Genomic DNA, 21,218 nt, shown 5'->3' with positions numbered 1-21,218 from the left:
CCAATGGAAAGCCGGGGCCGCTACGCGACCCAGCGGGGATAAATCCCCTCGCCACAGAGGAAGGCTTAGGCTGGTGGGCTAGAGCTGCTCGGCCAACTGCTCGATCTGTTCCTGGCGCTCGGCCTGGCTCAAGCGCGGATTGGGATTAAGCGAGGACCACTGCGGATACGCCCGCGCCTTGCCCAACGCCTCGGGCAGCTTGCCCTCGCGCCAAGTCTTGTCCTGGGGTGTGGCGATGCGGATGCTGTCCATCGCCGCATGGCCGCGCTGGTTGATCGCTTGCAGCAATTGCCGTTGGCGCAAGGCCAGCAGGCGCAGCACGCCGTCGTCCACGGTCAGTTCACGCTGGCCCTTGAGCTTGCCCATCAACCGGTTGCCATAACTGCGGGCTGTTTGCAGCGCACCGCCAGCAATCGCCCCGGCCAGGGCGGCCGCGCCAAGGGTCAGCCCGCCCACCAGCAAATCCACGCCTGCACCGGCCGCTGCACCCGCCGCGATCCCGCCGCCGACGCGTACACCGAGTTGCTTGAGGGTATCGGGATTGAACAAGTCGTCGCCCCAGCGGCCATCCAGCAGCGGCAAGTCGCCAGTCGCGGCGTCCTCGGGGCGGAAGGCGTAGAGCTTGAGCAGGGCTTCGACGCAGCGCTGCTCACGCTGGCGAACGGCGTCGCGCAATTGGCTGATGGCTTGGTGCTCCAGATCGGCATCGCTGGCAACGCTGCGTCGGCAGGCGGCGCAGTCGATCAGCAGTTCGGCGATCAAGCGCTTTGCACTCTGCTGGCGCGCCTGGCGCTGGGCCTGTTGATCGGTGATCAGCCGCTCCAGTTGTTCGCGCGCGCTTTCCAGCAACAGCGCCAGGCTTTCATACAGGCGTCGTTCGCCATCTTCCGGTGGGGCGACGCTGTCGAAGCGCACCAACGCATGCAGCCCCAATCGCGCCAGGGCTTCGCGCCACTCAGGCTCGCGATGCTGGGCGCTGCTGACGAAGTTGAGCACTGGCAGCAACGGTTTGCCGCAACTGGCGAGGACTTCCAATTCATCATGGTACTTGGCCAGCACGGGCTCGCGGGCATCGATGACATACAGCCCGGCATCGCTGGCGAGCAATTGCCGCAGCACCTTGGCTTCCTGTTCGAAGCGTTGCCGAGCCTCGCTGCCGTCGAGGAAGCGTGCAAGCCGCGCCGGGCCGTCCAGGCGTTCACCGGGACGTTCGAGACGTTCGAGGTAATCGAGCAGGGCGATGGCGTCTTCCAGCCCCGGTGTGTCGTACAGTTCCAACAGCGCCTGGCCATCCACCGACAGGCGAGCGCCTTCAACATGACGGGTGGTGCTCGGGCGGTGGGAGACCTCGCCGAAGCCGACGTCACGGGTCAAGGTGCGCAGCAAGGAGGTCTTGCCGACATTGGTGTGGCCGACCACCGCGAGCTTCAAAGGCTTGAAGGATTCAGTCATGGCCGGTCTCCAGCCAGTTCATCGGGGCGCAGTCGGCAAACGGCAGTTGCAGCTGTTGCAGCGCGTTATGCCAGTCTCCCAGGCGCTCGCCGTCCAGCGCTTCGCCGGGCGGTGCCTGCAGCAGCCAGACACGGGTGGCGCTGGCGCTGCGGGCCAGCTCGGCAATCAACGCGAGGCTGCCGCGGTCCGGCGAACGCCGTGGATCACAGGCGATCGCCAGGCGCGCCGGAGGAAAGCGCGACAGTTGTTCCAAGAGCTTGTGGCGAGACTCGCGGCTGTCGAGGATGCCGGCGTTTTTAACGGAATCGGGCAGCTTCGGCGGCCAGGGCCGTTCGTCCAGCTCGATCGCCACCAGCAACGCGCCGTCGCTTTCCATTGCGCCGACGGTGCTGTCGATTCGGTGCAGTTGCGCGGGCGCGGCATCGTTGACCCCCAGGCGTTCGCTGCTGGGCATCAACCGCTCGCGCAACTGCGCGTAGCCAGGCAGGTTCAAATCCAGGCGAAGGCTGGCGCGGCCACGACGCCAACGCCACAGGCACAGCAGCGCCAGGCATAGGCGCGGCAGCACGCCGTAGACCAACAGGACGCCGACCAACCAGCCGGCCCAGGCCTGGCGGGCGCTCTCGATATTCAACGCGGCGTCGCCGCTGGCGCGGATCATCTCGACGGTCGGCACGCTGAAGCCCAGCAGGGCGGGCAGCGCGCCGAGGGCCTGGGTCATGGCGACAAAGGTCTCGCCACCGAGGATGGTGGTTTCCCAGACGAAGCCATAGCGCCGGGTCGCCATCAGCAGCAAGACGATGACCAACGCGCTGAGCATCGCCAACAGCCATAAACCGTTGACCAGCACACCGAGGGCCCAGCGATTGAGCCGGTGCCGTTGCAGCAACAGCAACAGGGCTGGCGCCAGTTGGGCGGCCTTGGCGTCGCGGGCGAGTTTTTCGCTGAGCCACAGCCAAAGGCGTCCCAGCGTGGCGCCTTGTTCCCCGGCGAATATCAAGCCCAGGGCCCAGCCGATGAGCAGGAGCACGTTCAGCCCCAACAGACTGCCCAAGGCCCAGAAGACATTGACCGGCGCACGCCCATCGCCGAGCGCGGCAAACCCCAGGCCGGCGCCGCTGATGATGGCGAGCACCGCCAATACCACCAGTGCCAGGCGCGCCCCTTGCAGCCAATGGCGCAGGGCTTGGGTAAGACCATCGCGGTCGGCCAGCCAGCGGGCGCGGTGGCGGATGCGGGTGGTTAAATCGCCTCCTGCCGCGCGGGCCAGGCGATTGGCTTCCTGGTCCTCGAGCGGGCCGGCGTGTTCTTCACGCAGGCGTATCGTCTCGGTCAGCCAGAGGTTCTGCAGTTCTGTCACGGGGGCTTCCGTTGCTCGAATGAGCAAAGAGCATAACCGCTGTGGCGCCGGTCCGGGCCTCTGGTATCCTCGCGGTCATGAAAAAAACACTTCCCTTAAGCCTGATCGCAGCCCTCGGTGAAAACCGTGTGATCGGCATCGACAACAGCATGCCCTGGCACTTGCCGGGGGATTTCAAATACTTCAAGGCCACCACCCTGGGCAAGCCGATCATCATGGGGCGCAAGACCTGGGACTCCCTGGGTCGGCCGTTGCCGGGTCGCTTGAACATCGTGGTCAGCCGCCAGCCGGACCTGGTTTTGGATGGCGCGGAGGTTTATTCCACGCTTGAAGCGGCGGTGGAGCGGGCCGAAGCCTGGGCGTTGGAACAGGGGGTGGACGAGCTGATGCTGATCGGCGGGGCCCAGCTCTATGCGCAGGCGCTGGACCAGGCTGATCGGCTGTACCTGACCCGTGTGGCGCTGAGCCCGGAAGGGGATGCGTGGTTCCCGGCGTTTGATTCGAGCCTATGGACGCTGGTGTCGAACCAGCCGAATCCGGCTGAAGGGGACAGGCCGGCCTACAGTTTCGAAGTCTGGGAAAAGCGCTAAAAGCATCGCGAGCAAGCTCGCTCCCACATTGGATTTTTGGCGAACATGAAATTTGTGTTCAGTGCTGATCCCTGTGGGAGCGAGCTTGCTCGCGAAGGCAATCTATCTGGCGCCGCCGAATCAAGCGTGCACCAATTCCCCATGCTCCTCGGCATCCAGCAGCGCCTTGTCAGTCTGCTGCATTACCTGGCTGGTGATCGCCCCGGCGGTGATCGAACCACTGACGTTCAACGCGGTGCGGCCCATGTCGATCAGCGGCTCCACCGAGATCAGCAGTGCCACCAGCGAGACCGGCAACCCCATCGCCGGCAGCACGATCAGCGCGGCAAATGTCGCGCCGCCACCGACACCGGCCACCCCGGCCGAGCTCAAGGTCACGATGGCGACCAGCGTGGCGATCCACACGGGGTCCAGCGGGTTGATGCCCACGGTCGGCGCGACCATCACCGCCAGCATCGCCGGATAGAGCCCGGCGCAACCGTTCTGGCCGATGGTGGCGCCGAACGAGGCGCTGAAGCTGGCGATCGCACGGGGAATGCCGAGGCGGCTGGTCTGGGCTTCGATGCTCAACGGGATGGTTGCAGCGCTCGAGCGGCTGGTGAAAGCGAACGTCAGCACCGGCCAGATCTTGCGGAAGAAGCGCAACGGATTGATCCCGGCCGCCGATACAAGCAGGCCATGGACCACGAACATCAAGCCCAGCCCCAGGTACGACACCACCACGAAACTGCCGAGCTTGATGATGTCCTGCAGGTTGGAGCCGGCGACTACCTTGGTCATCAATGCCAATACGCCGTACGGCGTCAGTTTCATCACCAGGCGCACCAGGCGCGTCACCCAGCCTTGCAAGGTGTCGATGGCATTGATCACTTTCTGGCCTTTCTCGGCGTCATCCTTGAGCAACTGCAACGCCGCGACACCCAGGAACGCGGCGAAAATCACCACGCTGATAATCGACGTCGGCTTCGCTCGTGCCAGGTCGGCAAACGGGTTCTGCGGAATGAACGAAAGCAGCAGTTGCGGGATATTCAGGTCGGCGACCTTGCCGGCGTAGTCGCTCTGGATCACTTGCAGGCGCGCCAGTTCCTGGGTACCGGCCACCAGGCCCTCGGCGGTCAGGCCGAACAGGTTGGTCAGGCCGATGCCGATCAGTGCCGCGATGGCGGTGGTGAACAGCAGCGTGCCGATGGTCAGGAAGCTGATCTTGCCCAGGGACGAGGCGTTATGCAGTCGTGCCACGGCGCTGAGGATCGAGGCGAAGACCAGCGGGATCACGATCATTTGCAGCAACTGCACGTAGCCATTGCCGACCAGGTCGAACCAACCGATCGAGGCCTTGAGCACCGGGTTGCCTGCGCCGTAAATCGTATGCAGGGCGATGCCGAACACCACGCCCAGCACCAGCGCCAGCAATACCTTTTTTGCCAGGCTCCAGGTGCCGTGGCGGGTTTGCGCCAGGCCGAACAGCAGCCCGATGAACACCAACAGATTGAGTATCAGCGGCACATTCATGAAATAGCTCCGATAAGACTTTGCCAGCCGCCAAGCGCCGCGACTGTGAGCCGGAAAGCCTAACAGTCTGAAATCTAAAGAATTAATACTAAAAAAGAATGTTTACTGTCGCTTTTGGAATAAGCCGCTGGCGCCCAGGGACATGTCGCTGCCGTTATCGAGACGCAAGCGGTCGCCCACAGGCGAGATCTGTCACAGGCATTTGTTAGCGTCGAACTCTTATCAAATGGGAGTAATGCCGATGAAGCTCGTACCTCACTTGCTCGCTGTCGCTTTAGGCCTGAGCCTCGCCGGCCAAGCGCTCGCCACCGATCTCAAGCACTGGCCGGCGGAACAGGCCAAGGCCTTGGAGGCCATGATTGCGGCCAATGCCAACAAGGGTAACTACGCGGTGTTCGACATGGACAACACCAGTTACCGCTATGACCTCGAAGAGTCGTTGTTGCCATTCATGGAGAACAAGGGGCTCATTACTCGGGAAAAACTCGATCCGTCCTTGAAGTTGATGCCGTTCAAGGACACGGCGGATCACAAGGAAAGCCTGTTCAGCTATTACTATCGCCTGTGCGAAGTGGACGACATGGTCTGCTACCCGTGGGTGGCCCAGGTATTCTCCGGGTTCACGCTCGAGGAATTGAAGGGGTATGTCGACGAATTGATGGCTTCCGGCAAGCCGGTGCCGACCACCTATTACGATGGCGACAAGGTAGTCCAATACAACGTCAACCCACCGAAAGTCTTCACCGGCCAGGCCGAGCTGTACAACAAGCTGATGGAAAACGGCATCGAGGTCTATGTCATGACCGCCGCTTCCGAAGAACTGGTGCGCATGGTCGCCTCGGACCCGAAGTACGGCTACAACCTCAAGCCACAGAACGTGATCGGCGTGACCACGCTGCTCAAGGACCGCAAGACCGGTGAACTGACCACGGCACGCAAGCAGATCACTGCCGGCAAGTATGACGAAAAGGCCAACCTGGGCTTGGAATACACGCCCTATCTATGGACCCCGGCAACCTGGATGGCTGGCAAGCATGCCGCGATCCTGACCTACATCGACGAATGGAAAAAACCGGTTCTGGTGGCTGGCGATACGCCGAGCAGCGACGGCTACATGCTGTTCCACGATGTGGACGTGGCCAAGGGCGGCATTCACCTGTGGGTCAACCGCAAGGACAAGTACATGACCCAGATCAACGGCATGATGGCCAAGCACGCGGCTGCCCAAGCCAAGGAAGGACTGCCGGTGACGGCGGACAAGAACTGGGTGATCGTCAAGCCGGAAGATATCCAGTAGACCCTGTCCCCACAGTAATACCAAGGACCCCTGTGGCGAGGGAGCTCGCTGCGCAGCAGCCCCAAGGTCGTCAGCTCATACATTGAGGTGAGGGGCGAATTTTGGGGCCGCTTCGCGACCCAGCGGGAGCAAGCTCCCTCGCCACGAAGATCACTTGACTCAACGGGCCGAGCTGAAGCCCAAAAAAATGCCCCGCACTTGGCGGGGCATTTTTGTTTGCGGCTCGGGGCGCTTACAACCCGTCCAGCATCGCCTTGTTGCGCACCGCGCCCTTGTCGGCGCTGGTGGCGAGCAGGGCGTAGGCCTTCAGGGCCGTGGTGACTTTGCGCGGACGCACTTCCACCGGCTTCCAGCCTTTCTTGTCCTGTTCGATGCGGCGCTCGGCCAGTTCCTCGTCGCTGATCAGCAGGTTGATCGAGCGGTTTGGAATGTCGATCAGGACCTTGTCGCCATCGCGCACCAGGCCAATGGCGCCGCCAGCCGCCGCTTCCGGCGAGGCGTGGCCGATGGACAAGCCTGAAGTGCCGCCGGAGAAACGACCGTCGGTCAGCAGGGCGCAGGCTTTGCCCAGTCCCTTGGACTTCAGGTAGGAAGTTGGGTAGAGCATTTCCTGCATGCCCGGACCGCCCTTCGGACCTTCATAGCGGATGATCACGATATCGCCGGCCTTCACTTCATCGGCCAAGATGCCGCGTACGGCGCTGTCCTGGCTTTCGAAGATCTTGGCGTTGCCTTCGAATACGTGGATCGACTCGTCGACGCCGGCGGTTTTCACCACGCAGCCATCCAGGGCGATGTTGCCGTACAGCACGGCCAGGCCGCCTTCCTTGGAGTACGCGTGCTCGACACTGCGGATACAGCCGTTTTCACGGTCGTCGTCCAGGGTTTCCCAGCGGGTCGACTGGCTGAACGCGGTTTGCGTCGGGATACCCGCCGGGCCGGCCTTGAAGAAGTGATGCACGGCTTCGTCGGTGGTCTGGGTGATGTCCCACTGGGCGATGGCCTCGGCCATGGTCTTGCTGTGCACGGTCGGCAGATCGGTGTGCAACAGGCCGCCACGGGCCAGGGAGCCGAGGATGCTGAAGATCCCGCCGGCACGGTGCACGTCTTCCATGTGGTACTTCTGGATGTTCGGCGCGACCTTGCACAGTTGTGGTACGTGACGGGACAGGCGGTCGATGTCACGCAGGTCGAAATCGATCTCGGCTTCCTGGGCAGCGGCCAGCAAGTGCAGGATCGTGTTGGTGGAACCGCCCATGGCGATGTCCAGGGTCATGGCGTTTTCGAACGCCTTGAAGTTGGCGATGTTGCGCGGCAACACCGACTCGTCGTTTTCGCCGTAGTAGCGCTTGCACAGCTCGACGATGGTCCGGCCGGCCTGCAGGAACAGCTGTTCGCGGTCGCTGTGGGTGGCGAGGGTCGAACCGTTGCCCGGCAGGGCCAGGCCCAGGGCTTCTGTCAGGCAGTTCATCGAGTTGGCGGTGAACATGCCGGAGCACGAACCGCAGGTCGGGCAGGCGCTGCGCTCGTACTCAGCGACCTTCTCGTCAGAGGCGCTGGAGTCGGCGGCGATCACCATGGCATCGACCAGGTCCAGGCCGTGGCTGGCGAGCTTGGTCTTGCCGGCTTCCATCGGGCCGCCGGAGACGAAGATCACCGGGATGTTCAGGCGCAGGGCGGCCATGAGCATGCCGGGGGTGATCTTGTCGCAGTTGGAAATGCACACGATGGCGTCGGCGCAGTGGGCGTTGACCATGTATTCGACGGAGTCGGCGATGATCTCCCGGCTCGGCAGCGAATAGAGCATGCCGTCGTGGCCCATGGCGATGCCGTCGTCCACGGCGATGGTGTTAAATTCCTTGGCAACGCCGCCGACGCGTTCGATTTCCCGGGCAACCAGTTGGCCGAGGTCCTTGAGGTGGACGTGGCCCGGTACGAACTGGGTGAAGGAGTTGGCAATGGCGATGATCGGCTTCTTGAAGTCGTCATCCTTCATCCCCGTGGCGCGCCACAAGGCACGGGCGCCGGCCATGTTGCGGCCATGGGTGGATGTTTTCGAGCGGTAATCAGGCATGGAGCACTCCGGGCGGCTAATCAAATATCAAAGGGGAAGTGAGCTTCTGTCGACCTCTGGAACACTCGGGATTGGCCGTGTGCCTGGAAGTGGCCGATGACTTTGCAGGATCGCTGCGCGCCTCGGCATGAGCTCATAAACCCGCCGGGGATGAATGGCGATGAATGCCACGATTCTACACCGCTGGCGTCAGGATGAAATGACGCAAAGCGCTGAACCGAGGCCAATGTCGCGCTCGGGATGACGACTGGCACGGTTCAGCCGGGCAACAAGCCCTTGCCACGCTGCCGGACCAGGGCATTGAGTACCAGCCCCAGCAGGCTGAGCAGGATCAGGCAGAGGGCCAGGGCCAGCTGTAAGTCCAGCGGGGTGAGGCTGATCACGGCACTGGTTATCCCGCCGACAATAAAGATCAGTACGCTACCGGCCGAGGCGGACGTGCCAGCCTGCGCCGGAAATATCGTCATGGCTTGGTTGTTGGCTGCCGCCCTGGCAATGGTCGTTCCGGCGGTGCAAACGATCATGGGCGCTAACAGAGTAGTGATCGACAAGCCTAGGTAATTGGCGAGCCCCAGCATCAGGAGGCCTGCGGCAAGGATCAGGCCCAGCCCCGTGACGATTTGCGCCTGTGGATCGACTCGATTGCTCAGCACGGACGCCACCGCGCCCCCACCGATATAGGCCAGCCCATAGCCCAGCAGTACCAGCGAAAAAGCCTCGGGTGATAAGTGCAACTGGTCGATCAGCACCAGGGGGGAAATGACGATGAACGAAAAATGGCAGGAAAAAGCCAGCGCCGAGGTTAACCAATAAGCGATGAAACTGAAGTCACCGAAGACCTTTCGATAGGATGCGATGATATTGAAACGCCTGGATTGACTGCCGGACGGGGAGCGTTCAAGCAAATGACAGGCGCTTGCGAATACGCCAATTGCCAGGGCAATGAACACCAGGAAGCTGCCGCGCCAGCCCATCCAGCTTTGCAGCCCGGTGCCAGCCAGGGGCGAAACGGAAATAAAAATCCCGCCGCAGGTGACCAGCAAGACTCGCAATCGCTGCTGTTCCTGTCCGGTGAACAGGTCTTGGATCAGCGCTTGGGACAGCACGAAACAACCGCACCCCAAGGCCTGGACGACACGGAAGAAGAGAAAGGACCAGTAACTGTCGGCGAGTACGCAACCTGTTGCTCCACCCGCTGAAATGGTGATCCCGATCAACAGCAGGTTTTTTCGTCCCATAACGTCGGAAAGCGGACCGATCAGCAGTTGCGAAAGGGCGATGCCCACCGCGAACAGGCTGACAGACAGGGCGATATCGGATGATGGGCTCTGAAAGTGTTCGGACAGTGCAGGGAACGAGGGCAGCACCACATCTATCGGAAACACGCCAAGCAAGGTCAGCGTCAGTAGCAAACCGACGGCAGCAGGTTTGCGGGTCTGCATAAGGATCTTGGTGTCAGCCATCGATAAACCCCGCTTGAGAAAAAAGCTGTCGGTTGTGTTCGTTGTCGAAGAAGCGCGCCTTCTTCATGGCTGCGAACGTCGATACCGTGCCGGAGCGAAGCCGTTGTATATGGGCGTCTGGTTGCAAGAGATCTGCGATGATCAGTCGGGATGACTGCTCGTCGAAGCCTACGCTGGCAAGGCTACTCATTAGCCAGGACGCGTCTGGTTCGAAATAAAGCCCTATGATCTCCAGTAACATCCTTGCGGCCTGATCGCGCTGTGGTGGGGCCAGGACGGCCCACAGAAACTGGAACACTTCGCTAAAGTAGCGACTGTGGCGTGCTTCGTCCTCAAGATGATTCCTGAGCATTCGGTACACCGTGGAAACCAAGCTTTCGCGGGTGATGGCCAGCAGCTCTTTGGCGATTATTGTTTCAGAGACGAATCCCATCAGGAACCATGCCAGGGGACGATGCTTCGAATGGATTTTATCGATCATGCCCAGCAGCCGTTCAATGCGTCTCGGCGTTTGACGATCACCGATGCCATACATGGCGGCGACCTGCTCGGCTACTTCATTGGAGAACAGCGCGTGATAGCCTTCATCGGTATAGAGCTGCAGCGCGGCAGTTTTCATCATGTTCGGAATCGTCACGTCAAGTTCGCCATGAACGATGGTCTCCACGGAACGGTTGACGACCCGGTGTTCCAGCAACGTGGTGTAGTCTAAGAAATACACTAGGTGATTCGCCTCAAGACGCTGGACGATGGAACGTCCAGCTGCCTTGATCAGCGGGTGTTCGATATAGGGGACGAAGGCCGGCGGGAACCAGTCCCTGACCCACAACTGTTGCTCCAGATCCTCGGGAAGGCGGTAGTCGTCCTTGCGCACGCGCACCGCTGCCTTGTTGTCCCAGTCGCCTAGGGTGTAGCAAGGCGTTTGCGTAAAGGTTGAGCCAGTCATGGGGTAATGTCCTGAGTATTGGCCAATGCCCTCAGTGCTTCGCAATGCACTTGCCCGTCGCCCCGGCCACAACCGACAAAAAACAATGGTTGCTCGGGACTTTCTTTAAGGCCCAGCAGTTGTTCCACCTTGCAATCAGTTAGCGCTCCGGTCAGCCACGTATCGAGTCCAAGACCGGTCGCGACCATCAGGAATACCTGAGACACGTGTCCCACTTCGATGAAAGCCATCCGATAGGTGCGGGAGTGTTCGTATTTCCACCAGAGTTTGTCGAATCGGGAGGTGAGGAATAGCCCGAATGGCAGCGCATTGATGAAATGTTGTCCGCTTAACAACAGGCCCAAAGGTTCAGCCGGTAGCGGGCCGATCAGACTCAAGGCATGTTTATCCGGGTAATAAGCGTAGACACCGGCTTTCAACCCCTCGACGTTGCGCACGTAAAGGTAGCCATCGCAGGCATTCAAACCTCCACCAGAGGGACTGCTGCGTCGCGCGCCCAAGGCTTCCGGCTGGTCAGCTCCGGGAACGAAAGGTCGTTCGTTCAGGTAACCTAGCGTCAGATAAAGCAGGGTGCTGACCTGCTTTAGCGAAATGGACTCTTCGCTGAATGAGCGAGACGTGCGGCGGTCGACAAGCGTCTGCGCCAGAGAAACGTCCTGAAGGTCCTCCCACGAGCAGGGCGAAAGGAAAATAAGCTTGCTCAAGTCCGGTTTTATCTTGGCCGGAGGTGCTGGCGACTCGAGGACTTCGTTGCAATGTTCCAGATAAAGCTTTGCCCATTCGGTCACGTTTTGAGGAACAGTTTCGCAAGGAATATTTTTTGTGCCGATATGGAATATCTTAGACAATGAATCCCATTTCCAATCTAAAGGTTTTTTGGGCTCTGCTATAAGTATCCCAGCTTCTAATAGATCGATATCAATGGGATTGTGCTTGTCGAATAAAGTTGGGTCGCTAGTGAGTTGAGCTAGACGTGTAGAATAGTCGAGTTCGAGTTCATGCTGGGTGTGGTTTTCATAGTTCCAGACAATCTGGCATGGCGGGTGCGCAAGTATAAAGAGGCTCGGATTTATATGCATCGATTTTGACCCCGCAGTGGCTCATAAGTTGAATGGGGCTGAGTTGCCGGCACTCCTCGGCCCCACTTATTACTTACTTAGCGGCTTTTGGAATGATCAGGCTCGCCAGGTTTGCAATTTTATTAGCTTCTAGATGGATTGTTTTCATTGTTAAACTCCTTTGCTTTGTTGATGTGTTTTTTTGTATGGATTGTCACTTGCGTCGTGACAGGTTGATCATAGTTATTAGTGAGACATTGGCAAATAAATTTTGAGTAGGAAAATTCTAATAATGTCGTGGGGAGCTTCTTACAGAAACTTCAATGCAGTACTTTCCAGACGCGCAAAAAAATCGCAGCCAAGGCCGCGATCAGTATGCAATTCGAATGTGCGGGGCACAGCGCTACGGCACTGGCCCCGCCCGGCCTCAGCTGTTAGGCAACAACCGGCAAGTGATGCTCTTGATGTAGCGGGTTTCGGCGATTGCCGGGTGCACCGGATGGTCTGGTCCCTGGCCGCCGCGTTCGAGCAGTTGGATGTTGCGGTCCAGGTGACGGGCGCTGGTCAGCAGGATGTTCTGCAGGTCGTCTTCGGGCAGGTGCATCGAGCACGAGGCGCTGACCAGGATGCCGTCCTTGGTGAGCAGGCGCATGGCTTGCTCGTTCAGGCGGCGGTAGGCGCCTTCGCCGTTCTTCATGTCTTTCTTGCGTTTGATGAACGCCGGCGGGTCGGCCACGATCACATCGAAGCGTTCTTCGCTGGCCTTCAGTTCCTTGAGGGCTTCGAACACGTCGCCTTCGATGCAGGTCATTTTTTCGGCGACACCATTCAGTGCGGCGTTGCGCTCGACACCGTCGAGGGCAAAGGCCGAAGCATCGACGCAGAACACTTCACTGGCGCCGAACGCGGCGGCCTGCACGCCCCAGCCGCCGATGTAGCTGTACAGGTCCAGTACGCGTTTGCCTTTGACGTACGGCGCAAGGCGTGCGCGGTTCATGCGGTGGTCGTAGAACCAGCCGGTTTTCTGGCCTTGGATGACTGGCGCTTCGAATTTCACGCCGTTCTCTTCGAGGGCGACCCATTCCGGCACCAGGCCGAACACGGTCTCGACGTAGCGTTCCAGGCCTTCGGCGTCACGAGCGGCGGAATCGTTCTTGAACAGGATGCCGCTGGGCTTGAGCACTTGGGTCAGCGCGGCGATCACGTCGTCTTTGTGGGCTTCCATGGTGGCGGAGGCGATCTGCACCACCAGGATATCGCCGAAGCGGTCGACCACCAGGCCCGGCAGAAGATCGGAGTCACCGTAGACCAGGCGATAGAAAGGCTTGTCGAACAGCCGCTCGCGCAAGGACAACGCCACGTTGAGGCGATGCACCAGCAGGGACTTGTCCAGTGGCAGCTTCGCATCGCGGGACAGCAGGCGCGCGCAGATCAGGTTGTTGGGGCTCATCGCGACGATGCCCAGCGGCTTGCCACCCGCGGCCTCGAGGATTGCCTGGTCGCCGGCCTTGAAGCCGTGCAACGGGGTGGCGGCTACATCGATTTCGTTACTGTAGACCCACAAGTGGCCGGCGCGCAGGCGACGGTCGGCGTTGGCTTTGAGGCGCAGGCTAGGCAGGGACATGACGTCGCTCCGGAAAAAAGAGCGGGAGTATACCGTGTTGCAACCATCGCGGGGCCTGTGGTGGACATGCGGCGAGGGAGCTTTGCTCGCCTCGCCACCATGGGTCACGCGGACAATGCGCTGATCAGCTCGCGATTGAACGCCGGAATGTCGTCGGGTTGACGGCTGCTGATCCAGGTTCCGTCCTTGACCACTTCCTGGTCGACCCAATTCGCGCCGGCGTTGACCAGGTCGTCCTTGAGGGTCTTGTAGCTGGTCATGGTCTTGCCCTTGACCAATCCGCTCGACACCAGCAACCAGCCGCCGTGGCAGATTACCGCGATGGGTTTGCCCGCCGCGTCGAAGCCCTTGACCAGGTTCTGGGCGTCGGTGTCGATGCGGATGGTGTCGGAGTTCTGCACGCCGCCGGGCAGCACGACTGCATCGTATTGGTCGATATTGGCGGCCTTGAAGGTCAGGTCGACCTTGAAGTCGTCGGCCGGTTTGTCATGGTTCCAGCCTTTGACCTGGCCTTCGCTGGCCGAGACGATCTCCACCTTGGCCCCGGCCTGCTCCAGCGCCTGCTTGGGGCCGGTCAGTTCGGCCTGTTCGAAACCGTTTGTCACCAGGATGGCCACGCGTTTGTCATTCAGGGAGCCAGGCATGAAAAATCTCCTCAAGCTGAGTAGGTAGGCTGCCGACCTAAGCCTGTATGCAGGCTTGGCTGTCGGCTCTACAAAATCCGAAGCCGAGGCTTTAATGAAAGTTCCGCCGAGCTACCCGGCGGTGTATCGGATTGCGCTTTAAGCGTTAGAATCCCCGCCTGGCCCAGAGTGCGTACCCATGTCCAAAGAGCTTTCCGCCGAACAGATCCAACAGTCCCTGCAAGGCATCAGTGTCCCGCCCCAGCCGCAAATCATGGTGGATTTGCAGATGGAGCAGTACATGCCCGACCCGGACCTTGAGACCATCGCCAAGCTGATTTCCCAGGACCCGGGGCTCTCGGGAGCGTTGCTCAAGATCGTCAATTCGCCTTATTACGGCCTGAGCAACAAAATCACTTCGATCCAGCGCGCAGTGAACCTGCTGGGCAGCCGTTCGATCATCAACCTGATCAATGCGCAGTCCATCAAGGGCGAATTGCACGATGACACGATCGTCACCTTGAATCGTTTCTGGGATACCGCCCAGGATGTGGCGATGACCTGCCTGACCCTCGCCAAGCGCGTCGGCCTGCAGAACGGTGACGAAGCCTATGCCCTGGGCTTGTTCCATGATTGCGGCATACCGCTGATGCTCAAGCAATTCCCCACTTACATGAGCGTGTTGGAGGAGGCCTACGCCAATGCCAGCGCCGAGTGCCGGGTGGTCGACACCGAGAACCGCGTGTTCAACACCAACCATGCGGTGGTCGGTTATTACACATCCAAATCCTGGCGCTTGCCGGATCACGTCAGCCAGGCCATCGCCAATCACCACAACGCCCTGGCGGTCTTCAGTGACGAAACGTCGCGCAATAACAGCCCGCTGAAGAACCTGCTGGCGATCCTCAAGATGTCGGAGAACATTTGTGCCTCCCATCGCGTGCTGGGCAACCAGGCCGACGATCACGAGTGGGACAGCGTCGGGCCGCTGGTGCTCGATTACATCGGGTTGTCGGAATATGACTTCCAGACCCAGAAACAGGAAATTCGCGACCTGGCCACTCGTTGAGTGCCACTGTTCGCCTGATTCGAGAACCCCATGCCAGAACTGCCGGAAGTCGAAACCACCCGTCGAGGCATCGCGCCCCATCTTGAAGGCCAACGGGTCAGTCGTGTGGTGGTCCGTGACCGCCGCCTGCGCTGGCCGATCCCGGAGGATCTCGACGTGCGGCTCTCGGGCCAGCGCATCGTGCAGGTGGAGCGCCGTGCCAAGTACCTGTTGATCAACGCCGAGGTCGGCACGTTGATCAGCCACCTGGGTATGTCCGGGAACTTGCGGCTGGTCGAGATCGGCATGCCGGCCGCCAAGCATGAGCATGTCGACATCGAGCTGGAGTCTGGCCTGGCGTTGCGCTACACCGACCCTCGCCGTTTCGGCGCGATGCTCTGGAGCCTGGATCCGCTCAACCATGAGCTGCTGATTCGCCTCGGCCCCGAGCCCTTGACCGACCTGTTCGATGGCGAGCGGCTTTTCCAGCTGTCGCGCGGGCGTTCGATGGCGGTCAAGCCGTTCATCATGGACAACGCGGTGGTGGTGGGCGTGGGCAATATCTACGCGACCGAAGCGCTGTTTGCCGCCGGGATCGACCCGCGGCGTGAAGCGGGAGGCATCTCGCGGGCGCGCTATTTGAAACTGGCGATCGAGATCAAGCGCATCCTTGCCCATGCCATCGAGCGCGGCGGCACCACGCTACGGGACTTCATCGGCGGGGATGGCCAGCCGGGCTATTTCCAGCAGGAACTGTTCGTCTACGGTCGGGGCGGGGAGTTGTGCAAAGCCTGTGGCACGGGGCTGCGGGAAATCCGCCTGGGCCAGCGCGCCAGCGTCTGGTGTCCACGCTGCCAGAGATGATTTGTCCTACGGTCTATAGTCAGTTATCAGACTGCTTAGCCGAAGGATGGCCTCATGAATCTGCTTCGACCTATCGTTCTGGCGCTCTCGTTGGGTGCCAGTTTGCCTGCCTTTGCGAACACCGAGAGCGGTGACCCGCGCTACACCATCCAGAATCCGCCGGCCTACGCCATGATCGGCGATTTGCTGATTGCACGGCCGTTGCTGCTGGCTGCCACCGTGATTGGCGCCGGGGCGTTTGTCGTGTCGTTGCCCTTTACCGCGCTGGGCGGTGGGGTTGGCGATGCGGGGAAGGCGCTGGTGGTGGATCCGGCGAAGGCTACCTTCGTGCGTTGCCTGGGGTGTATCGGGGAGGGGTTTGAGCGGCAGGATTGAGCATTGGGCGCGGCTGACGCCCTCATCGCGAGCAAGCTCGCTCCCACAAGTAGTTTGCGTCAGCCGCCAATAATGTAAGCAGAGCAATCCCTGTGGGGGCGAGCTTGCTCGCGATGAGGCCAGTAGGGCCCCTGAAAATTCAAGCCTTGCCAGTAATCTTGCGATACTTCGCCATCAACTGTTCTTCAGTCTCCGGGTGCGCTTCGTCCAACGGGATGCAATCCACCGGGCAGACTTGCTGGCACTGGGGTTCGTCGTAATGGCCGACGCATTGGGTGCACAGGTTCGGGTCGATGACGTAGATCTCTTCGCCTTGGGAAATGGCTTCGTTCGGGCATTCGGGTTCGCAGACGTCGCAATTGATGCAGTCGTCGGTGATGATCAGGGACATGCAGGCTCCTGCCGGGGCATTGGGCCCGGGCATCTGAAAACGTATGGGCGCAATTGTGCCGCATTGGCGAGCGCAGTGCACGCGGGCGCGATGGACTGCGCCGTGCTGCGAGGCGACTCGCAGCACCGGCAGGTTATTTCTTGAAACGCAGGGTCAGCGCGTCGGCCACGGCCGGATGGACAAACTTGGTGATGTCGCCACCCAACGCTGCGATTTCCCGAACCAGGGTCGAGGAAATGAAGGAATAGCGTTCCGACGGCGTCAGGAACAGGCTTTCGACGTCCGGTGCCAGTTGCCGGTTCATGTTCGCCAGCTGGAATTCGTATTCGAAGTCCGAGACCGCGCGCAGGCCGCGCAGGAACACGTTGGCGTTCTTTTCCTTGGCGAAGTGCGCCAGCAGCGTCGAGAAGCCGACCACCTCCACGTTGGGCAGGTGCTTGGTGACCTCACGGGCCAGTTCCACACGTTGTTCCAGCGGGAACAGCGGGTTTTTCTTCGGGCTGGCGGCGACGGCGATGATCACATGGTCGAACAGGCGCGAGGCGCGTTCGACCAGATCGCCATGGCCCTTGGTAATAGGGTCGAAGGTACCTGGGTACAACACTCGGTTCATCGCGTCGTCCTGGCGGGAGTGCGTTGGGGAGTCGGATGGTATCGCAGCCTTCTCGGTCGGCCAAGTCGGCTGTTGCGTAGAAAAGAACTATAGACGCTGCGAATGGTGCATATTTTCATGAATTTTTCAGGCGTTCGGCCAGATTCGACGCCAGTTTCGCCGTCAGCCCATACACCGACAACTGTGGGTTGGCGCCGATGCTGGTGGGGAACAGCGAGCCGTCGTGGATCGACAGGTTGCCCAATTGGTGGTGGCGGCCAAGGCTGTCGGCCACGGCTGAGCCTGGATCTTCGCCCATGGCACAGCCGCCCATGACATGGGCGCTGCCCAGGCGCGTGCGGTAGAGGGCGAGGTCGAGCCCGTCGATCATCACCCGTGCCTCGGCCAGGGTTTTCACATAATGGGCATCGCTGTGCATCGGCATGACCGCCCTGGCCCCGCCGGCAAACTGAATCTCGGCCATGCTGTGGAACGCTCGGCGCAGACCGTCCCACGCATAGGGCGAAACCTGATAGTCGAGCACCGGCGTGCCGTCGCTGCGTAACTCGACGGTACCGCCGGGGCTGTCGGGGTGAAAGCCATCTCGCAGCAACGCCAGCATGGCGTGGGTATGGGGCAGGTGCGCCATGTGCCTGGCATTTTCCTCGCCGAAGCCTCCCAACAACGTGGCGGCCAATGCGGGATGCAAGGGCGGCACCTCAAGCTTGTAGGACATTTTTCCGGTGATACCGTCCTGCCATTGGAAGTGATCCGAGTAGATCGATTGCGGCGCGCCGTAGAACGGATTGATGACTTCATCGAACTGGCCGGCCGACATGTTCACCAAATGCAGGAACGTACGCTTGCCCAGGCGCTCGTGAGGGTCTGGCGCATCGGAGCGCAGCAACAGGGCGGGACTGTTGATGCCGCCACCGGCAAGCACGTAATGCCGCGCCTTGACGGTGATGCGTCGCCCGGTCGGCGCCACGCAACGCTCGTCCATGGCTTGGCATTCGAGGCCGTCGACGGTGTCGTTCTTGATCGTCAGACGCTCGGCTCGCGCCAGGTAAAGCAGCGCGCCACCCTTGTCCAGCGTGGCAGGTATCGTGGTGACGAGCATCGACTGCTTGGCGTTGGTCGGGCAGCCCATGCCGCAATAACCCAGGTTCCAGCAACCGCGCACGTTGCGCGGGATGACGTGCCAGCTGTAGCCCAGTTGCTCGCAGCCCTTGCGAATCACGTCGTTGTTGGCGTTGGGTGGTATCAGCCAGGGCGCTACACCGAGGCGCTGCTCCATGCGTTCGAACCAAGGCGCCATTTCGGCGGCACTGTGACCTTTGACGTTGTGCTCGGCGGCCCAGTGCTCAAGGGTTTGCGTAGGCGTGCGAAAGCTCGATGTCCAGTTGATCAAGGTCGTGCCGCCCACCGCCCGCCCCTGGAGAATGGTAATGGCGCCGTCCTTGCTCATGCGCCCGAGGCCCTCCTGGTACAGGCTGGTATAGGCCTGGTCCTCGCGCAGCGTGAAGTCATGGCTGGTCTTGAGCGGGCCTTCCTCGATCAGCAGCACCTTGTAGCCGGCGGCGCTGAGAATCTCCGCCGTGGTACCACCGCCGGCGCCGCTGCCGATGATAGCCACATCGGCTTCCAGCGTCAGGTCCTCGGCCAGTTGCGCGCCGTTGTAGGTGGTCCAGCCACGGGCGAGGCCTTCGCGGAACGGGTCGGGTACGGGCATGTTCGGGGCCTCTTGTTGTGAGTAGGTTGCGACAGGCTCTTGTGGGAGCGGGCTTGCTCGCGAAGGCGGTGGATCAGCTTGCACAGGGGAGAATGTATAACTGCATTCGCGGGCAAGCCCGCTCCCACAGGGATTGGATCTTGCTTCAAACCACTGGCGGCCCTGGGTATCCGCAATGGCCCCAGGATTCGGGGCAGCTGTACCAAGCCATCATCACCATTTGCAGCAACGATCCGTGGCCTTGGCGCAACAAACTCAGCGAGCTGTTTTCCCACCGTGCCAGAAACGCTTGGATGTCCTCGGTGCTGGCGTTTTCCCACGCACCCCAGATCCCGGTCAGTGGCCCGCGAGTGATACCCAGCGTGAGCACATCGAAGAGCTGGCGTGTGAGCTTGAGCATGGACGGGGACAGATGCGCCAGGCCGCGATCCAGGCTCTGCAACGTGGCGTTGGTGGCGGCGTCGAGCGTTTGCGCCGTCACGGCGCCGTTCAGCATCACCGCAATGACCGCACGCAAAAATGGCAGGTCACTGTCACGCAATGCTACTAGGCCGCTGGCCGGCTGGCTGGTGGAGCAACCGCTCAACGTGGCTCCCAATCCGACCGTGGCGAGAAACGCGCCGGCGCCGAGGCTCAAGTGCAGCAAGCCCCGCCGCGACAGGGTGGGCGTATCGGTCAGGCTCGGGTTCATTATTGTTATTCCCCTGGGAAGCACTGTCAGCGGATGAACAGCTTCTGGATCAATTTCTGCAAAGGCTTGCCATAGGGCGGATAGATCAGTTTCGCGGCGTTGAACCGCTGCTTCACCAGCACGCCCTTGGCCTTGCTGAAGGTCAGGAAACCCTCGTGTCCGTGATAGTGCCCCATCCCTGAGGCACCAATGCCACCGAACGGCATGTCGTCCTGGGCCACGTGCAAGAGCGTGTCGTTCAGGCAGACGCCACCGGAATGGGTTTCATTGAGTACGCGATTCTGCTCGGCCTTGTTGTAGCCGAAATAGTAGAGCGCCAGCGGGCGAGGTCGCTGATTGATGTAGGCAAACGCCTGGTTCAAATCTGTATAAGGCACGATCGGCAGCAGCGGGCCGAAGATCTCGTCCTGCATGACGGTCATGTCATCCGTTACGTTGAGCAGCAGACTATGGGCCATGCGTCGGCCCTGGCCCTGGTCGAACAGCTCGATCAGCAAGGCGCCTTTACTGGTGGCATCACTGATGTAGCCGTTGAGCCGTGCCAGCTGTCGCTCATTGATGATTGCGGTGTAGTCCGGGTTGTCAGCCAGCGTCGGATAAAAACCACGGACCGCCTCACGATACGCCTCGACGAACGCCCCGACGCGGTTCTGCGGCACCAGCACGTAGTCGGGCGCGACGCAGGTCTGTCCGGCATTGAGGGTCTTGCCGAAGGCGATGCGCTCGGCGGCGTCCTTGAGTGGGACATCCTCGGACACGATGGCGGGGGACTTGCCGCCCAGCTCAAGGGTAACGGGGGTGAGGTTTTCAGCAGCGGCACGCATCACATGCTTGCCGATGCTGGTGGCGCCGGTAAACAACAGGTGGTCGAAGGGCAGCCGGGAGAACGCAACGCCGACGTCCGCTTCGCCCAGCACGACGCACACCAGGTCCTGGGGAAAGACCCGGGCCAGCAATTGCTTGAGCAGCAAGCCGGTGGCAGGCGTCGACTCGCTGAGCTTGAGCATCACTCGGTTGCCCGCCGACAGCGCCCCCACCAACGGCCCGATGGCCAGGAACAGTGGATAGTTCCAAGGCACGATGACTCCGACAACGCCCAGCGGCTGGTAGACGACCTTGGCCGACGCCGGCTGGAACGCCACGCCGACCTTGCGTCGGGAGGGTTTCATCCAGCCCTTCAGGTGCCGGCTGGCGTAATGGATGCCATGCAGGCTCGGCATCAGCTCGGCGAGTAGCGTTTCGTCTGGACTGCGGTGGCTGAAGTCCTGGCTGATCGCATTGATCAACGCCTGCCGTTCATTGCTCAACAGTTCGCGCAATGCCTTGAGCCATTGCAGGCGCTGTTCAGCCGGTGGCATCGGATGGGCTGTGTAGGCCAGGCGCTGGGCATCGAACAATGCTCGGAGCTCTTCCAGTTGCTGTTGGGACTCGTGCAGGTAAGCAACGTCGGCGGGCATGGTGGGCACCGGATTTATTATTGGAGTCGGTGCTTTCTAGAGCTAATACTCTAGAAAGTCAAATGAGGA

19 protein-coding genes are annotated in these 21,218 nt (G+C 61.0%); 5 read left to right on the top strand and 14 right to left on the bottom strand.

The annotated features are described in order from the left end of the window. Positions 1–78: 78 nt before the first annotated feature. Both KSS97_RS27535 and KSS97_RS27530 read right to left on the bottom strand, forming a co-directional pair. Positions 79–1,452 (bottom strand): GTPase/DUF3482 domain-containing protein, encoded by a 1,374-nt coding sequence (locus KSS97_RS27535; RefSeq protein WP_217860569.1) that lies wholly within the window; start codon positions 1,450–1,452, stop codon positions 79–81. Next, complete coding sequence (locus KSS97_RS27530) at positions 1,445–2,812, bottom strand: DUF2868 domain-containing protein (protein ID WP_217860568.1); 1,368 nt, start codon at positions 2,810–2,812, stop codon at positions 1,445–1,447. Before KSS97_RS27530 ends, KSS97_RS27535 begins: the two co-directional genes overlap by 8 nt. 77 nt (positions 2,813–2,889) lie before the next feature. On the opposite strand from KSS97_RS27530, the gene KSS97_RS27525 reads away from it, so the two are divergent. Beyond that, a complete protein-coding gene (locus tag KSS97_RS27525; RefSeq protein WP_217860567.1) occupies positions 2,890–3,402 on the top strand; it encodes a dihydrofolate reductase in 513 nt (170 codons plus the stop codon). A gap of 120 nt (positions 3,403–3,522) precedes the next feature. Here KSS97_RS27525 and KSS97_RS27520 read toward each other — a convergent pair whose 3' ends face one another. Next, a complete protein-coding gene (locus tag KSS97_RS27520; protein ID WP_030138380.1) occupies positions 3,523–4,914 on the bottom strand; it encodes an L-cystine transporter in 1,392 nt (463 codons plus the stop codon). A 241-nt stretch (positions 4,915–5,155) separates the two neighbouring features. Here KSS97_RS27520 and KSS97_RS27515 point away from each other — a divergent pair, with 241 nt between their 5' ends. Continuing rightward, positions 5,156–6,211, top strand: coding sequence for an HAD family hydrolase (locus KSS97_RS27515; protein ID WP_030138379.1), 1,056 nt, complete (start codon positions 5,156–5,158; stop codon positions 6,209–6,211). A 232-nt stretch (positions 6,212–6,443) separates the two neighbouring features. On the opposite strand, the gene ilvD is transcribed toward KSS97_RS27515, so the two are convergent. The 6 genes from ilvD to KSS97_RS27485 all read right to left on the bottom strand — a co-directional run bounded on the left by ilvD (position 6,444) and on the right by KSS97_RS27485 (position 14,020). Further along, positions 6,444–8,285, bottom strand: coding sequence for a dihydroxy-acid dehydratase (gene ilvD / locus KSS97_RS27510; protein WP_217860566.1), 1,842 nt, complete (start codon positions 8,283–8,285; stop codon positions 6,444–6,446). Positions 8,286–8,542: 257 nt separating this feature from the next. Next, positions 8,543–9,748, bottom strand: a complete 1,206-nt coding sequence (locus tag KSS97_RS27505) for an MFS transporter (protein WP_217860565.1) — start codon at positions 9,746–9,748, stop codon at positions 8,543–8,545. Further along, positions 9,741–10,694 carry a diiron oxygenase gene (locus KSS97_RS27500; protein WP_198796894.1) on the bottom strand — a complete coding sequence of 318 codons (954 nt, stop codon included), beginning with the start codon at positions 10,692–10,694 and terminating at the stop codon, positions 9,741–9,743. The genes KSS97_RS27505 and KSS97_RS27500 overlap by 8 nt, the downstream gene beginning before the upstream one ends. Continuing rightward, positions 10,691–11,773: a SagB/ThcOx family dehydrogenase gene (locus KSS97_RS27495; RefSeq protein ID WP_217860564.1), complete on the bottom strand. Its 1,083-nt coding sequence runs from the start codon at positions 11,771–11,773 to the stop codon at positions 10,691–10,693. Before KSS97_RS27495 ends, KSS97_RS27500 begins: the two co-directional genes overlap by 4 nt. Before the next feature lie 406 nt (positions 11,774–12,179). Beyond that, complete coding sequence (locus tag KSS97_RS27490; protein WP_030138377.1) at positions 12,180–13,376, bottom strand: class I SAM-dependent rRNA methyltransferase; 1,197 nt, start codon at positions 13,374–13,376, stop codon at positions 12,180–12,182. Positions 13,377–13,480: 104 nt separating this feature from the next. Then, positions 13,481–14,020, bottom strand: coding sequence for a type 1 glutamine amidotransferase domain-containing protein (locus KSS97_RS27485; RefSeq protein WP_030138376.1), 540 nt, complete (start codon positions 14,018–14,020; stop codon positions 13,481–13,483). A 178-nt stretch (positions 14,021–14,198) separates the two neighbouring features. Between KSS97_RS27485 and KSS97_RS27480 the strand changes: the two genes are divergently transcribed. From KSS97_RS27480 to KSS97_RS27470, 3 genes are read left to right on the top strand one after another with little or no spacing between them, the layout of a single operon-like run. Beyond that, positions 14,199–15,068, top strand: a complete 870-nt coding sequence (locus KSS97_RS27480) for an HDOD domain-containing protein (RefSeq protein ID WP_217860563.1) — start codon at positions 14,199–14,201, stop codon at positions 15,066–15,068. A gap of 30 nt (positions 15,069–15,098) precedes the next feature. Then, a complete protein-coding gene (mutM, locus tag KSS97_RS27475) occupies positions 15,099–15,911 on the top strand; it encodes a bifunctional DNA-formamidopyrimidine glycosylase/DNA-(apurinic or apyrimidinic site) lyase (protein WP_030138374.1) in 813 nt (270 codons plus the stop codon). Between the two features lie 54 nt (positions 15,912–15,965). Further along, the gene (locus KSS97_RS27470; protein WP_198796890.1) at positions 15,966–16,286 is read left to right on the top strand and encodes a multidrug transporter; all 321 of its coding nucleotides are present in this window, start codon (positions 15,966–15,968) and stop codon (positions 16,284–16,286) included. Between the two features lie 139 nt (positions 16,287–16,425). On the opposite strand, the gene KSS97_RS27465 is transcribed toward KSS97_RS27470, so the two are convergent. The 5 genes from KSS97_RS27465 to KSS97_RS27445 all read right to left on the bottom strand — a co-directional run bounded on the left by KSS97_RS27465 (position 16,426) and on the right by KSS97_RS27445 (position 21,149). Continuing rightward, on the bottom strand, positions 16,426–16,677 hold the full coding sequence (locus KSS97_RS27465; protein ID WP_003206534.1) for a YfhL family 4Fe-4S dicluster ferredoxin: 252 nt from the start codon (positions 16,675–16,677) through the stop codon (positions 16,426–16,428). Between the two features lie 133 nt (positions 16,678–16,810). After that, complete coding sequence (gene coaD / locus KSS97_RS27460) at positions 16,811–17,290, bottom strand: pantetheine-phosphate adenylyltransferase (protein WP_007897855.1); 480 nt, start codon at positions 17,288–17,290, stop codon at positions 16,811–16,813. A gap of 115 nt (positions 17,291–17,405) precedes the next feature. Then, the gene (locus KSS97_RS27455) at positions 17,406–19,001 is read right to left on the bottom strand and encodes a GMC family oxidoreductase (RefSeq protein ID WP_217860562.1); all 1,596 of its coding nucleotides are present in this window, start codon (positions 18,999–19,001) and stop codon (positions 17,406–17,408) included. A gap of 145 nt (positions 19,002–19,146) precedes the next feature. Beyond that, positions 19,147–19,692, bottom strand: coding sequence for a twin-arginine translocation pathway signal protein (locus KSS97_RS27450; protein WP_217860561.1), 546 nt, complete (start codon positions 19,690–19,692; stop codon positions 19,147–19,149). Positions 19,693–19,718: 26 nt separating this feature from the next. Further along, positions 19,719–21,149, bottom strand: coding sequence for a coniferyl aldehyde dehydrogenase (locus KSS97_RS27445; protein WP_217860560.1), 1,431 nt, complete (start codon positions 21,147–21,149; stop codon positions 19,719–19,721). Positions 21,150–21,218 lie beyond the last annotated feature (69 nt).

The sequence above is a fragment of the Pseudomonas alvandae genome (assembly GCF_019141525.1).
Lineage (GTDB): Bacteria > Pseudomonadota > Gammaproteobacteria > Pseudomonadales > Pseudomonadaceae > Aquipseudomonas > Aquipseudomonas alvandae.
The sequence above is the reverse complement of the archived record's forward strand: the minus strand, read 5'-3'. Positions and strand labels throughout refer to the sequence as shown.

Excerpts from the sequence above, each read along its gene's own strand:
- KSS97_RS27495 (WP_217860564.1), bottom strand. The coding sequence starts at position 11,773 with ATGCATATAAATCCGAGCCTCTTTATACTTGCGCACCCGCCATGCCAG.
- KSS97_RS27500 (WP_198796894.1), bottom strand. The coding sequence starts at position 10,694 with ATGACTGGCTCAACCTTTACGCAAACGCCTTGCTACACCCTAGGCGAC.
- KSS97_RS27480 (WP_217860563.1), top strand. The coding sequence starts at position 14,199 with ATGTCCAAAGAGCTTTCCGCCGAACAGATCCAACAGTCCCTGCAAGGC.
- KSS97_RS27535 (WP_217860569.1), bottom strand. The coding sequence starts at position 1,452 with ATGACTGAATCCTTCAAGCCTTTGAAGCTCGCGGTGGTCGGCCACACC.
- mutM (WP_030138374.1), top strand. The coding sequence starts at position 15,099 with ATGCCAGAACTGCCGGAAGTCGAAACCACCCGTCGAGGCATCGCGCCC.
- KSS97_RS27470 (WP_198796890.1), top strand. The coding sequence starts at position 15,966 with ATGAATCTGCTTCGACCTATCGTTCTGGCGCTCTCGTTGGGTGCCAGT.
- ilvD (WP_217860566.1), bottom strand. The coding sequence starts at position 8,285 with ATGCCTGATTACCGCTCGAAAACATCCACCCATGGCCGCAACATGGCC.
- KSS97_RS27520 (WP_030138380.1), bottom strand. The coding sequence starts at position 4,914 with ATGAATGTGCCGCTGATACTCAATCTGTTGGTGTTCATCGGGCTGCTG.
- KSS97_RS27490 (WP_030138377.1), bottom strand. The coding sequence starts at position 13,376 with ATGTCCCTGCCTAGCCTGCGCCTCAAAGCCAACGCCGACCGTCGCCTG.
- KSS97_RS27450 (WP_217860561.1), bottom strand. The coding sequence starts at position 19,692 with ATGAACCCGAGCCTGACCGATACGCCCACCCTGTCGCGGCGGGGCTTG.
- KSS97_RS27515 (WP_030138379.1), top strand. The coding sequence starts at position 5,156 with ATGAAGCTCGTACCTCACTTGCTCGCTGTCGCTTTAGGCCTGAGCCTC.
- KSS97_RS27455 (WP_217860562.1), bottom strand. The coding sequence starts at position 19,001 with ATGCCCGTACCCGACCCGTTCCGCGAAGGCCTCGCCCGTGGCTGGACC.
- KSS97_RS27465 (WP_003206534.1), bottom strand. The coding sequence starts at position 16,677 with ATGTCCCTGATCATCACCGACGACTGCATCAATTGCGACGTCTGCGAA.
- KSS97_RS27505 (WP_217860565.1), bottom strand. The coding sequence starts at position 9,748 with ATGGCTGACACCAAGATCCTTATGCAGACCCGCAAACCTGCTGCCGTC.
- KSS97_RS27525 (WP_217860567.1), top strand. The coding sequence starts at position 2,890 with ATGAAAAAAACACTTCCCTTAAGCCTGATCGCAGCCCTCGGTGAAAAC.
- KSS97_RS27485 (WP_030138376.1), bottom strand. The coding sequence starts at position 14,020 with ATGCCTGGCTCCCTGAATGACAAACGCGTGGCCATCCTGGTGACAAAC.
- coaD (WP_007897855.1), bottom strand. The coding sequence starts at position 17,290 with ATGAACCGAGTGTTGTACCCAGGTACCTTCGACCCTATTACCAAGGGC.
- KSS97_RS27445 (WP_217860560.1), bottom strand. The coding sequence starts at position 21,149 with ATGCCCGCCGACGTTGCTTACCTGCACGAGTCCCAACAGCAACTGGAA.